Genomic DNA, 13,491 nt, shown 5'->3' with positions numbered 1-13,491 from the left:
TATGCAAAATTTGAAAGATTACTATATAAAGAGCTTACAAGATGGTCGTAACGTTTGGCTCTATGGACAAAAAGTAGATGTAACTACAGACAAACATTTTGCAGGAACATTAAGTACCATTTCTAATTTATTTACATTGTTTGATGATCCAATACGAAGAGATTCTGTTGGATATGTTAGTCCAAAAACGAAAGAATTTGTCCATACAGCCTTTTTAGTTCCGAATTCCTATAACGAATTATTAATGAGGAGAACCGCTTTTGAAACGTGGAGTTATGCTACAGACGGTGTAATGAGTAGACTATCTGATTACGCAAGATCGAGACTTACTGGCTGGTACGTATCAAAATATTTTTATAAAAAATTCGATGCACAGTTTCCAGATAAAATTACATCTTATTATGAAGAAGCAAGAGATAATCACTTATTCTTAAGCGTAGTTCAACGTGATCCACAAATAAATCGATCTACAGAATCAATGTTGAATACAAACGACTTAGGATTACTAAGAGTTACGAAAAAAACTTCTGATGGAATTTATTTAAGTGGTGCTAAAATGATTGGTACTGCTTCTCCTTATTCAAATGATTTATTAATCTATCCATTAGCAAAACTGACTGATACTCAAAAAGATTTAGCTCACTTTCTCATCGTGGCAGCCAATTCCCCTGGATTACATATGGTTTGTAGAGAACCATTTGCGAATACACATTCAATTACAGTTGATTCCCCTCTTAGCTCACAGTACGATGAAATGGATGCACTATTAATCTTTGATAATGTATTTGTACCATGGGAACGAGTCTTACTATATAACAACCCTGAAGCGTTATGGGCAATAAAGTCAGATGTAGCTTCTAGTAGTTTAGCTTATCACCAAGCAATTGTACGATTAGTAGTAAAGCTAGAATTTATAACTGCAATTGCTTGTGAAATTGCTGAAGCGATCGGTGCTACTACTTATTTGCATGTTCAAGAGAAGCTTGGGGAATTAATTATGCAAATCGAAACAATTCGCGCACTTTTAATTGCTGCAGAAGTTGAAGGTACTACAAATGAAACGAAAACTTATTTGCCGAATTTTAAATATATCGAAACTGCAAAGAATCTTGGTTCCAAATATTATCCCCGTGCAATAGAAATTTTACAATTAATTGGAGCAGGTGGGTTCATTCAACTTCCTTCGAGCTCGAATGACTTCCAAAGTCCGATAGCTAATTTATTGAAAAAGCACTTTAAAGGAACGAATATAGATGCCGAACAACGCACAAAATTATTTAAGTTAGCCTGGGATATCATTGGAAGTCCATTAGGATCTAGACACGAATTGTATGAAAGATTTTATGCCGGAGATCCAATACGAAATACAGCTACGCAATATGTAAATTATGATAAAAATCATTTTAAAAAGATGCTATGTAAATATTTACATTAATGAAAAAGAGCACTCTTTTCTAAGAGCGCTCTTAAAAAACATATAGTTATTCAGTTACATATATAGTTGCTCCGTCCACAACTGCTACTTTTCTCTGTAATGGTTTCATTTTATTCACCTTTAGTTTTCTTCTTACACATGATTCTTATCATATTTTCTCGTATAGACTTCCCCATTCTGAGTAACTAATTTTAATGCAATTTCACCACAAACTCCATGTGGTATTTCAAATTCACCTTGTGCATTTGAAATACTACGCATCTTACTTTCAATTGAATCTTCATAAATTTTCACATTAGTTATAGGTTCGTTATTTTAATCTACGATAATACCTCTTGAATACTTTGCAACTGCTATGCATTAATCCTCTTTTTTTATAATATGTAATCACAACAATTGCACCTGCCACTATAGCGCTACATACAAACAAGAGAATGATTTTGCGCCTCACAACGAACCTCCTAATTCAAATTATTCTTTTCTAAACTGAAAATTAAACTGTCTTAATTGCTTGATTTCCTCAATTACTTTACGAATACCTTCTTCAATCTTATCTTCTTTTACATTCGAAACATTTAACTTTAACAGTTTTTCTTTAGGAAAATTCCTCATATAATTCTTATCAATAGTATCGACACTTATTTGCCTGTCACCTAATTTTTGTATAAGTGTTTCTGTAACTGTGTTTTTCTGCATTTCTAAACAAGTGTGTATTCCAAATGTGTTTTGTCTATTATATGTAAATAATGATGGATCTTCATTTTGCACTTTTTCTAATGTTTCTGCTAGTTTTATTGATCTATTATAGTAGGAAGAATTAATTTTACTTTTATGACGTTCAAACATACCGCTCTTTATATAAATTTCTAAAGCCGCTTGAGAAATCATCGGACTATCAATATCTAGTATCTTTTTGTATGTATAGAACGCATTTGCAATGGATGGTGGAATGACCGCAACTCCAACCCGTAAACCTGGAAAAATAATCTTCGAATAACTTTTCAAATATATGACATGACTACAATTATCCAAGCTATATAATGGATCTGCTTTTGAATCAGTTTCTAAATCTGCTAAATAATCATCTTCCACTATAAATACATTGTATCTCTTAGCCAATAGTTTGATTTTTTCTTTCTCATCTTTAGAATAAGACGTTCCAAGCGGATGATGATATCTCGGTATCGTATAGAAGAATTTTATTTTTCCGGTTTGAAATATTTGCTCCAATTCATTCAAATCGATACCTTCATTCGTACGTTTAATACCGATTACAGGAACTTTATTTATTTCTAGATAATCAATATATAGATGATATGTTGGTTGTTCAATTAATACAGTTTCATTTCCATTCGGAAATGGTATAGAAGTTAATATAGCAAGTGCCTGCTGAACACCTGATGTTATAAAAATATTTTCTTCTTTTGTAAAGACTTGATAATTTGCTAGTTGTTTTTGAATAACTGGTATTAAAGATGGTAAGCCTTTCGGCGTTCCATATACAAACAAATCATTTTTATACGTATCAATAGCCTTATTAATACAATGTTGAAAATCTAAATACGGAAAAACATCTGGATCTGGTGCTGAGGAGGCAAAATCAATTATCTCGTTATTTTCTATAGTACTCTCTGATTTTTTAACAACGTAGTATCCACTTTGAGGGACAGAATATATAATGTGACGCTTTTCTAATTCATGAAGCGCACGTATAACTGTTGCCTTATTACATTCATATTGCGTAACGAGTGACCGTATAGACGGTAATTTCTTTCCTTCTTTTATATCTCCATTTTGAATCTTATTTTCAATGTCATTTAAAATATGTAAATACTTATACATATTACACCTCCTCCAGCAATTCTATATTTGATTCCATCGGTTTTCTATTCATATAGCATTCATTCCTCAATTAGTTAATTTTCCGATCATCTATATCGTAAATCCCAATAGCATATGAATCATTTTCAATCCATTTCTTTACTGCTTCTGTTTTAAGTACAACTTCAACTTCTTTTTCTATTTTCTGTCCAAGTTCTCTCGCCCCTACTTCATCATCGCTAATCTTAGTTTTTATATCAATGGTAACAGGTTGATTCTTTTTATAATTTATTTGCTGAATACCAAACCCTTCATTTCCATTTTTTCTGAATACGTCATCAAATATATGTCCAAAAACTAACTCCCATCTATGTTCTGCATTTACAATCTCCTTGTTTCTTTGCGATATATTTACTTTATAGGACATAACGCCTTGAATTTGCAATCTTTTATTAATTTCTTTTTTTATTTCGTTAGCATTTTCGCTATCAGCAATCTCTAAATCTACTATTCTTGCTTTTTCATCTCTTATAGCAGCACTAAAAAAAGATTCCTCCTTTACAGCTGCTGTAGCAATATCCATCACTATAGAATCTTCACTTTTAGATTCTTCCATTTCAGGCTCACAAGCACACAATAAAGCAATTGAAAATAAAAATACAATCAACTTCTTTCCTCCTTTCATTGCACTTCCCTCCGTAAATTTTCATTTACGATAAACTTTACTTTCACATATAAATACCTTCTATAATTTAACATTATTTCACATTTTCTCCTCTTAAAAAGGGAATTACAATTAATAAATAGAATATCTCCATGAATACATAAAAAGTGAGGGATATATAATGCAACGTGTAAATACGATTGATATTAGTAATGTACTACAATTGGAAAAAACACTTTCGACTTTATTAAATAAAAAGATTTCTTCAAGGCTAGACCTTGAAAACTGGTTAAATGAGCAATCAAAAGTAATTTGGGACATCGAAGAACAATTAAGATTACATTATATCGCCTTTCAATGTAATACGGATGATGAAAAAATAAAGGATACTTTTGAACATGATCAACAATTTGTAAAGCCACTTTTAAAACGGTACCAAAATTTATTGGATAATAAATATTTAGAGTCACCTTTTCGAATGGAATTAGATTCTAACGTATATGGTTTATTAGATACAAAAATAAAAAATGCTCAAAAGTTATTTTGTGAGGACAATATCGAATTAGAAATAAAGGAAGACAAATTAGTCACAGAGTACTTTGAAATCACTGGAGGATTAAGTGCCATTTGGGACGGAGAAGAAAAAACGATAACAGAATTACAATCCTATTTACAAGATTCGAATCGTGACATCCGTAAAAAGGCAAAAACCATTATTTCTGAACAGTTTTTATCTGTTGAAAAAGAACTCCAAAACATATTAAATCAATTAATTGAAATTCGCCATCAAAAAGCAAAAAATATTCAACTAGAGAATTATCGCGATTATATGTTCAAAAAATACGAGCGTTTTGATTATTCAGCGAAAGATTGCTATGAACTAGCTGAATCTATACGTAAGTATGTTGTGCCTCTTAAAGATAAAATATTACTAGAGAAAAAAGAGAAACTGCAAGTGGATACGCTTTGCCCGTGGGATGTATCAGCTGTAACTCCAGATCAAAAAGTACTTAAACCAATTGCAAATGAAAATGATTTAATTGAAAAAAGCACTCATATCTTTAATAAACTAGATGTTGAATTTTCAGCACTTTTAAACCGAATGTATAAACACAATTGTCTTGATTTAACAAGCCGCAAAGGAAAAGCAGCTGGTGGCTTTTGTGAGTACTTACCCGCTTCACAATTATCTTATATTTTTATGAACTTAAATTATACACAAGATGATATTATAACTTTTATACACGAAATGGGGCATAGCATTCATAACGAACTCATAAAACCATTAAAATTACGACAGTATATAGAAATTCCAGCTGAAACAGCTGAACTAGCCAGTATGACAATGGAATTATTCTCGCTTAATTATTGGGATACCTTCTATACAGACAAAAAAGATTTAAAACAAGCAAAAATTAACTTCTTTAAAGATGTTATTTCATATTTACCTGTTATGCTTATTGTCGATCAATTTCAACACTGGCTGTATGAAAATCCAAGCCATACTTCTGAAGAAAGAAATGAAAAATACTTACAACTTCAAAAACATTATCAGTCTAGCGTCATACATATTGATGGCTACGAAAACTGGATAGCAACGAGTTGGTTACCTGTACTCCATATTTTTGAAGTACCATTTTATTATATTGAATATGCGATCGCCCAACTTGGCGCTTTACAAATGTATAAACAATATAAAGAGGAACCTAAGCAAGCACTAGAAAATTATAAAAAGTCATTATCACTAGGAAGCTCGCAATCTATAAAAGAAGTGTATGATGCAGCCGATATTCGTTTTGATTTTTCTGGTGAAACAATTAAAGAACTAATGCTATTTGTAGAAAAAGAATTAGAATTACTTGAGCAATTATAAGAAGAAAGCTGCACCTATATTTTTGGTGTAGCTTTCTTCTTTATTTTATTAATCAGCTCTATGTACTGAGTATCTCCATATCCGATTGTTGGAAAAAGATAAAACAACTTTATTAATAATTCACGAGTTGATAAATCTTTATTTTTAGAGATGAATTTCATTACTGCATTATCTTCTGTTAACATTTCTAAAAATAAGTCTATAGCCTGATACATTACAGGTGGTACCTTATGAGAGGTCTTTTTATGGTTTACTAATACTTCATTGTATATAGAAGAATAATTCCCCAATTCAAGTTCAATTTGATTTACTTTAAATTCATCCTCTCTAAAGCTATTTAAGTATACCTTCCCTTCATAAGCAGACTGTTCAAGGTGAGAAAGTATGGTAAGTAGGTTCATTTGGCAAAACATATCTTCACCAAACCATAGAACAATACATTTATACTTTTTCGTAAAAAGGTTTTCTAACGGATCTATAACCTTTTTTATATAACTTTCTACTGAACTGTTATGTCCTTTCGCTCTTGTTTTAATAAACTCTTCATTAAAAACTTGAGTAGTAGCCGAGTTCACACACATTGCCTCATTAAATGGTGCATAATCAGAATCACCCATTAGCTTTTCGTTTTTAAATTCTTCATACATAACTTGACCATTTAATATGTTAAGTACCTCTTTATCAAATAGCTCACTCTTCCTATCTCGTAACTGTTCAACCTCTATTTTTCTAGAAATATTCATTTTAAACGCCCCTTCTTTATTTAAATTTAGTTTAACAAATGATTGAATAGGCATTTTGTTAAGTTGGTATTCTCTTGGATTCATTCCAAAAACATTTTTGAAAGCTCTACTATAAGCCTCTTGGGAAGAGTAATCGTAATCCAACGCTACCTCAATTATCTTCCTACCATTCTTTAAATCTTCTGTAGATAAATACAACCTTCTAAGAAGAATATAACGTCTAATACTGAAACCCGTTACTTGATGAAATTTAAAAGAGCAATAATAAGGAGAATACCCCATGTAACGAGATAATTCATCTAATGAAAATCTCTTTTTTAAATTGCTCTCAATCCAATTAATCATCTGCTGTATATGTTCATTCATTTCCTTCACTCCTTATTTAAAAGTATAGGAGAAGTGCGTTTCTTTCTTTTGATATTTCTTGTGTTTTATAACATGAGCCTTTCTCTAAAATCTTTATAATCTATATATAAGTATTAATTTTATATTTTTTCATCTATCTTATTTTGTCATACCTTCTATTCATTTTTCAATTTAGCGTTAATGAGTATGTTGGCAACACCTTACTAATTATTAAAGGTCAATTTACATCATATTTCATTTTAAAGGATTTCAAAAATTAAACACGAATTTTATAAAATAAAATTCTTTTAATTCCCAAGTTAAAAAATTAAGGTTTGGAAAGGACGTTTCAATGAACAAGCTAGAAAAAGAAATACTTCAATTCATAAATGAACAGTATCCGTTGAATTTTATTAACATTAAGCCAATAACAAATGAGATGTATGAATGTCTTACAGAACAAGGTACATACTTCAGTAGAATTACAAACTACAAAACATATGAAGAACAGATAGAGGAAGTTTTATATACAAATTTTTCATATCAAAATGGTTTAGGTGTTCCACCAATAATCCCTTCATTACAAGGGAATTTTGTAGAAAAATTCACATTAGACAAGGAGATTTTTGCTGTATTATATAAAGCTGCTCCTGGTATACATTTACCAAGGTCTGAATGGAATTCTAATATATTTAAAAAACTTGGTAAACAAATTGGAAAATTACATCGTATATCTAAAAGCTTTGAAAAGATTAAACCAGTAAAACATATAAACGATTGGTATGAAAATGAAGAATATAATTTTCTTAAATATATCCCTAAAGAAGAAAATACAATAAGAGAAATTGCATCTGACGTTTTAACTTCCATAAAAGAGCTACCAAAATCCCCTTCAAATTACGGCTTAATACACGGAGATTTATGGTTAGAAAACATTTTAGTCGAAAATAATTCAAACTTAACAATGATAGATTTTCAAGACTGCGAAAAACATTTTTACATATTCGATTTAGCCGTTCCTATTTATAGTGCGATAGAATATTCATTTGCTGGAAATGGGAATATCGTTGACTATGAGTATTCTATTACAAAAGCACTATTTGAAGGCTACCAAGAGGAAAATGAGCTACCAAAAGAGATGAAAGACAAGTTTCCGTTATTTATTAAATTAAAGGAGATTTTTGAATATAGCTTAATGCATATGTATTGGGATAAAGAAGAATTAACGGAGGAACAAGTACGGATTATGAACCTTTATAGGATGAAGATCGAAAATAAGAATACCTATATCAATATTTAAGAATGCCGTTGTTTAACTGCAAGGAAACTTTGGTTAAACAACAGCATTTATTAATTAGCTGACAACCTTTTTTATGACTTATAAATACTGATTCAATAATCTTCTCAAATACACTTCATTTTGCGGTGATACTTTTTCAGAAAATCTAGCTGCAATAATAATAGGAGCCCATTGAAAAACTTCATCTCTTGATATGCCGGTACGACTGCAATATATATGTAAATACATCTCAGCTAATTCTACCGAAGATTGTGAGTACAACAAATATGTTCGAAATACATCTGCGCGAATATCCCCTGAACTAGCATCTACCCAGTCTATAACTTTCACTTTCTCTTCCTTACTCAAAATTAAATTAAATGGATGGAAATCTCCATGACATAGCCTAAAATCAAATGTAATAGAATCTAATTTTAGTAATATGTTTTTCTTTTTGTTTTCATCCAATTTATGTACAGATTTAATTTGACTCTCTAACCTTTCCCTCATTAACTCCATTTCATCTGTATTTACATGTATAGCATGGATTTTTTTTTGCTCATTAACACAAAGGCCGATATAACGCTCTGCCTCATTTAAATTATTAAGCAGAAGATCACCAATGTTGTCCCCTTTTACATGTTCCATAATAATTGCCTGTCTATTTTGTATCTTTATTACTTCAAATACGTTTGGAACTGGCAGCCCGCATGAATACGCATATTTTTGTTTTTTTGCTTCATTCATAGACTCTGTATCTGGGAGGTAATCTTTAAATAATTTTACAACCTTATCATCAGTTAAATAAATTTCTGCAGTATTCCCTTTTGCAATTGGATTACCTAAAACCACTTCATTTCTCCCCTTAACATAAATTAAAATAACACCTTGTACTTCTCTTTAAATTCACTGTAACCCTAGCTAAAACCTTCTTCACGAATATACAAAAAACTTACCGCTTTTCATCCTTAAATAGAAAGCGGTAAGTTTAATTGTTTAGGAATATCAGAATGAAACTCTGATGTATGCACAATTGAAAATGTATATCCTTGCTCAATAAATGATACTTCATTACGTTTACATTCAAATGATACACTATTTTTCTTAAAGTTATTTTGGATTCGCTGTAAAAATGCGACGTCTGGTGTTCCGAAAGAAACGTGTACTTTCGGTGATAGAGCTTTCATCGCGATTGGAATCCAAGGTCGCTGCCACCAAGTTGCGACGACATAAGCAGTGCCACCAACTACAAAGTTAAAAATATCCCCGTCTTCCATCGTTTTCATATTTAGATTTGATTTCAGCCATTCCCTAAAAATAGGTACACTTTTAACAGGAAGACCAATTTCCCTTACATATAAAATGTTTAAAGGTGACTGCGGTACTAATACATCTTCTTTAACATAACTATGCGCGATAATTTCGAGTAGATTTCCATCTCCGTCTTTAAAGTATAAATTGAATCGCTCATCCTCTTCATCAATTATATGACCATCTTTCCATTTCACAATGAGTAATCCAGACTCCTCAAGCCATATTGCTGTTTCATGAAATTTTGAATATGGGATTTCAAAAGGAAAATGTGCAGGTGCAATTGGTTCATACACTTCTTGAAAACTAATTGTTGTATAAGGTGTTACTTCAAATTGAATGAAGGATGCTGTTTCTTTTTTTATTGGAAAAGATAATATGTCCTTATAAACTTGTTTTACCCCTTCTATGGAAACCGTTTGTAGTTTTATATCTGATATATGTGTAATCACTTTACATTCCCCCTCATTTCTTATTATCTATTCGTATTGTATTACACTTATAAATAGATAAAATCAAACGGAAGGATGGATTTTTCATATAGAAACTACAACTTTAGTATGAATATGTTAGCTCCAATTATTTTTTATTTCCGCTATAACAATTTCTGGTTTATCCCAGTGCAACATGTGTGTAGTATCAGGAATTACTTTTACTATACTGTCCGTTTTCTCTTTAAAAACATTTGCTGTCTTATCTCTATAATCCGCCCAAACTTGTGGGACTGTAGCTCGAAGTAATACAATATTAGCCGGTAGCTTCTCATATATATCTATTGTTTCATCTTTATGCATACCTCTTATTATATTACTAGCTGTATTTCCCCTGGCATGCCACCATACTTTATTATCCATTTCGATCCCTAGATCCTTTACAGCAACTTCTAACAATGAAGACCACCTAGTATAAGCTGCTTTTTCACTTTTGAAAAATTCGTCCCAATTATTAAAAACGTATTCATCAAAGTCCTTTTCATAATAAGCAATTTCTTCTTCCAACGTTTCTTCTTTAAGCCTTTTTGTTTGATATCCACCATCAATAAGAATACTTCCTTGTACTTTTTCTGGATGATTTAACAAATAAAATAACGCTACAAAACTTCCCCATGAATGTGATAGAAAATAGAAGTATTCGATTCTCAATTCATTTATTATTTCATTTAACCAATTTGCTAAATTGTGCATCTCATAATCTTCTGTTCTTTCAAATGGGGGGGTTTTACCATGTCCAGGTGCATCAACGGAGATAAATCTATACTCTTCTTTTAATTCCTCAGCAATTTCTATAAAACTTAAACTCGTACTACCTAATCCATGTAAACAAAAGATAACGGGCTTCTCATTATTCCCCCATTCAGTAATATGTACATTTATTTTTTCATTGCTAATATAGTAACGTTTCAAAACATTTATCCTCCATATTTTGATTTTTTAATTTACACTTTATTTATTTCTATTATTTTCAAGTATTTCCTGTATTCTTTTCCACACAAAAAGCTGCTTTTCTTTAAATGAAAAGCAGCTTTTACACTAAAATACATTATAATTTAACAGCAATAATCATAATTCTTTTTGAATTAGTACGAATCCCTTTTTCAGAACTATACGTATCAATGAACTTTTGTAAAATAGTAAAATCCTCTTCCTGTTCTCCGAATCTAGGAATAATAGGGGTATGTTTTAATAAGAAAATGAGATCTTCAGACCTACTGTAATAATCAGTAACATCATATTCACGTACTTGCACGAGATCAAATCCTGCACTAATAAGTTCATTCATATAATTTTCTTTTAAAGTACCATCCCGTTCACCTAAGCATTGTCCTCTACCAAATGCTTCTTTCAGGTTTAATTTATCATTCTCACTTACTTGTTGTGTTAAGAAAAAGGCACCCTTTTTCATTACTTTCGCTAACTCAGATGCCAGAAACGGGGCATGACAACTTGAAGCAATATCAAAATGTGCATGTGGAAATGTTAAAGCTTCAGAACCCATTTGAAGAAACTCAACATTTTGTACACCTGATTTTTTCAAGTTAGAATGTGCCGTTGCAATCATGCCGTTAGAATTATCAATTCCAATCAACAATTTAGCTGATGATGCTATAGTACATTTTCTCCTCCGCCTGTACCAACATCAAGTAAAATATGTGATGGTTTACACCTTTCTTTTACCTCACTATAAAAGTCCCATGTATCTCCTACAGTTTCACATTTTATTTTGCTAAAATCCCATCCATTTAATCTTCCTACTTTATCATAGAAGCTTTTATACTCTAATTCGTTCATCTTATTACTTCCCCTTTGTAAAAATAAATTAAATATGTATAATAACCTACGACACTCCTTAATTATATATTATAAAATACAAATTATTAAAACAACATTTCCCTTCACACCACAATAAGTTTACATAACATTTTTATGGTTTATCTTTATCTATATATTCTAAATGCCCTCTTCCCCAACTACACATACTATCCAAAACAGTACTGACTGTTTTTCCATGTTCAGTTAAGCTATATTCTACTTTAGGTGGTATTTCTTGATAAATTTCGCGTTTTATTAGTTGATCTTGCTCTAATTCACGTAATTGCTTCGCTAACGTCCCTTGAGATATATCTGGTATCAATCGCTTTAATTCACCAAAACGTTTCATTCCATCTGTTAGCAAAATAAACAAAATGAGTGACTTCCATTTCCCACCGATTATTTGTAATGTTGCTATTACCCCTTTTAACTTCGGTTCTTGTAAATCCATTTTTCTCACCTCTCCTCAGATATCATAAAGTGAAACTTTAATCAGTGGGGGTTTTGTTCATCCCACACTGATTATTAGTTGAACCAATCGAGCTTTTACGGGCAGTTGATCTCTTACCTAACTTCCTTGCATTTTCCTAACTTTGAGCTGAGAGTTTTACTGCCCGTTAATGCGGGATAAACCATATTTAGAAATTTTTCGTATTACTTATCCGCATAAATAGCAATTAGTACGAAATTTGCGACTATGTACATATAAAGTGCGTACTTTTCACTTGCTCCCTTTTAGCGAATAATAAAAGCATAGCACAGTTATATTCTAAAGTTTTTTATTAAAGGAGTGGCTAAAATATGTCTATTACTACATTAAAAGACAATCGTATTGTTATCATTGGTGGGAGTTCTGGTATTGGATTTGCAACGGCAAAACAAGCAATTGAACAAGGAGCACATGTTATTATTGCAGGGCGTTCGAAAGAAAAATTAAAGATTGCTAAAAAATTAATAAATAGCAATCGTCTCCAAACTTACGTATTGGATAATCAAAATAAAGAGCAATTACAAAATTTTTTCAAGACAGTTGGGAACTTTGATCATTTATTCACACCGGGAGCCTCTTACACACTTGGACCAATTACCTCTACAGAGGAAATTGCTGAAAGTAGCTTCATCGGAAAGTTTTGGCCTCAATATTATGCCGTAAAATATGCAATTCCTTTTCTTTCAGAATCTGGATCAATCGTGTTAATGTCCGGTGCATTTAGTCAAAGACCACTTAAAGGCGCACCTGCTTATGGCGCTTGCAATGGTGCTATTGAAAGTTTAGGGAAAGCTTTAGCTGTTGAATTAGCTCCTTTAAGAGTTAATGTTGTTTCTCCTGGAACAATACAAAGAGAAAATGAACAAAATGAAAATAGACTAGTTGCTTACGAAGCTTATAAATCTCTTTCACTTGTACAGCGAGCTGGATATAATGATGAAATTGCACATACTGTCCTATATTTAATGCAAAATAGTTTTACTACGGGTAATGTATTATTTCCTGATGGAGGGTACACATACCATTAAATTATTTAAGAGAAAAGCCCCTTATTCCGGTGGATTTTGTTGCTAATGTAAACATTGCTGAAATTTCCAAAAAGATGGTTGCATTTCTTTATTACCAACAGGTTGGTTTTTAGAAGATTCATTAAAGGAATCCATTATAATCCGCTCATTTTGTACATTTGCAAATTCAATCGTGCTAGTAGTTGACGAATCA

Annotated in this window: 11 protein-coding genes and 2 pseudogenes; 4 read left to right on the top strand and 9 right to left on the bottom strand. The window is 31.4% G+C overall.

Annotation, left to right across the window (positions count from 1 at the left end; translation table 11 throughout):
• Position 1 precedes the first annotated feature (1 nt).
• Entirely contained in the window at positions 2–1,435 is a 1,434-nt protein-coding gene (locus tag V7S45_RS12385; protein WP_025687949.1) for a 4-hydroxyphenylacetate 3-hydroxylase N-terminal domain-containing protein, read from the top strand.
• A gap of 132 nt (positions 1,436–1,567) precedes the next feature.
• Here V7S45_RS12385 and V7S45_RS12380 read toward each other — a convergent pair.
• The 3 genes and pseudogenes from V7S45_RS12380 to V7S45_RS12370 all read right to left on the bottom strand — a co-directional run bounded on the left by V7S45_RS12380 (position 1,568) and on the right by V7S45_RS12370 (position 3,941).
• Positions 1,568–1,886, bottom strand: a pseudogene (locus tag V7S45_RS12380) (hypothetical protein).
• Positions 1,887–1,906: 20 nt separating this feature from the next.
• The gene (locus V7S45_RS12375; protein WP_342761851.1) at positions 1,907–3,277 is read right to left on the bottom strand and encodes a PLP-dependent aminotransferase family protein; all 1,371 of its coding nucleotides are present in this window, start codon (positions 3,275–3,277) and stop codon (positions 1,907–1,909) included.
• Positions 3,278–3,347: 70 nt separating this feature from the next.
• The gene (locus tag V7S45_RS12370; RefSeq protein ID WP_088344648.1) at positions 3,348–3,941 is read right to left on the bottom strand and encodes a DUF4030 domain-containing protein; all 594 of its coding nucleotides are present in this window, start codon (positions 3,939–3,941) and stop codon (positions 3,348–3,350) included.
• 160 nt (positions 3,942–4,101) lie between these two features.
• Between V7S45_RS12370 and V7S45_RS12365 the strand changes: the two genes are divergently transcribed.
• Positions 4,102–5,793 (top strand): M3 family oligoendopeptidase, encoded by a 1,692-nt coding sequence (locus V7S45_RS12365; protein WP_342761850.1) that lies wholly within the window; start codon positions 4,102–4,104, stop codon positions 5,791–5,793.
• A gap of 14 nt (positions 5,794–5,807) precedes the next feature.
• Here V7S45_RS12365 and V7S45_RS12360 read toward each other — a convergent pair whose 3' ends face one another.
• A complete protein-coding gene (locus V7S45_RS12360) occupies positions 5,808–6,902 on the bottom strand; it encodes an AraC family transcriptional regulator (RefSeq protein ID WP_025687945.1) in 1,095 nt (364 codons plus the stop codon).
• A gap of 331 nt (positions 6,903–7,233) precedes the next feature.
• On the opposite strand from V7S45_RS12360, the gene V7S45_RS12355 reads away from it, so the two are divergent.
• Positions 7,234–8,181, top strand: coding sequence for a phosphotransferase (locus V7S45_RS12355; protein ID WP_342761849.1), 948 nt, complete (start codon positions 7,234–7,236; stop codon positions 8,179–8,181).
• Positions 8,182–8,259: 78 nt separating this feature from the next.
• Here the strand turns inward: V7S45_RS12355 and V7S45_RS12350 are convergent, their stop codons facing one another.
• The 5 genes and pseudogenes from V7S45_RS12350 to V7S45_RS12330 form a co-directional block, all read right to left on the bottom strand.
• Positions 8,260–9,012, bottom strand: a complete 753-nt coding sequence (locus V7S45_RS12350; protein WP_088344646.1) for an aminoglycoside phosphotransferase family protein — start codon at positions 9,010–9,012, stop codon at positions 8,260–8,262.
• Positions 9,013–9,128: 116 nt separating this feature from the next.
• On the bottom strand, positions 9,129–9,923 hold the full coding sequence (locus tag V7S45_RS12345; protein ID WP_342761848.1) for a glyoxalase/bleomycin resistance/dioxygenase family protein: 795 nt from the start codon (positions 9,921–9,923) through the stop codon (positions 9,129–9,131).
• 117 nt (positions 9,924–10,040) lie between these two features.
• Positions 10,041–10,874: an alpha/beta hydrolase gene (locus V7S45_RS12340; RefSeq protein ID WP_000833454.1), complete on the bottom strand. Its 834-nt coding sequence runs from the start codon at positions 10,872–10,874 to the stop codon at positions 10,041–10,043.
• A 136-nt stretch (positions 10,875–11,010) separates the two neighbouring features.
• Positions 11,011–11,759 (bottom strand): annotated as a pseudogene (locus V7S45_RS12335) (class I SAM-dependent methyltransferase).
• A gap of 133 nt (positions 11,760–11,892) precedes the next feature.
• Positions 11,893–12,231 carry a winged helix-turn-helix transcriptional regulator gene (locus tag V7S45_RS12330; protein ID WP_000365537.1) on the bottom strand — a complete coding sequence of 113 codons (339 nt, stop codon included), beginning with the start codon at positions 12,229–12,231 and terminating at the stop codon, positions 11,893–11,895.
• 350 nt (positions 12,232–12,581) lie between these two features.
• On the opposite strand from V7S45_RS12330, the gene V7S45_RS12325 reads away from it, so the two are divergent.
• Positions 12,582–13,298, top strand: coding sequence for an SDR family oxidoreductase (locus V7S45_RS12325; protein ID WP_025688584.1), 717 nt, complete (start codon positions 12,582–12,584; stop codon positions 13,296–13,298).
• Positions 13,299–13,491: the final 193 nt, after the last annotated feature.

Origin of the sequence: Bacillus sp. BR3(2024) (genome assembly GCF_039134555.1) — a bacterium.
GTDB classification, from domain to species: Bacteria; Bacillota; Bacilli; order Bacillales; family Bacillaceae_G; genus Bacillus_A; species Bacillus_A cereus.
Note: the sequence above shows the minus strand (reverse complement) of the source record. Positions and strands in the feature narration are given on the sequence as shown.

Coding starts and splice junctions, on each gene's coding strand:
- V7S45_RS12385 (WP_025687949.1), top strand. CDS start 2: ATGCAAAATTTGAAAGATTACTATATAAAGAGCTTACAAGATGGTCGT.
- V7S45_RS12375 (WP_342761851.1), bottom strand. CDS start 3,277: ATGTATAAGTATTTACATATTTTAAATGACATTGAAAATAAGATTCAA.
- V7S45_RS12370 (WP_088344648.1), bottom strand. CDS start 3,941: ATGAAAGGAGGAAAGAAGTTGATTGTATTTTTATTTTCAATTGCTTTA.
- V7S45_RS12365 (WP_342761850.1), top strand. CDS start 4,102: ATGCAACGTGTAAATACGATTGATATTAGTAATGTACTACAATTGGAA.
- V7S45_RS12360 (WP_025687945.1), bottom strand. CDS start 6,902: ATGAATGAACATATACAGCAGATGATTAATTGGATTGAGAGCAATTTA.
- V7S45_RS12355 (WP_342761849.1), top strand. CDS start 7,234: ATGAACAAGCTAGAAAAAGAAATACTTCAATTCATAAATGAACAGTAT.
- V7S45_RS12330 (WP_000365537.1), bottom strand. CDS start 12,231: ATGGATTTACAAGAACCGAAGTTAAAAGGGGTAATAGCAACATTACAA.
- V7S45_RS12325 (WP_025688584.1), top strand. CDS start 12,582: ATGTCTATTACTACATTAAAAGACAATCGTATTGTTATCATTGGTGGG.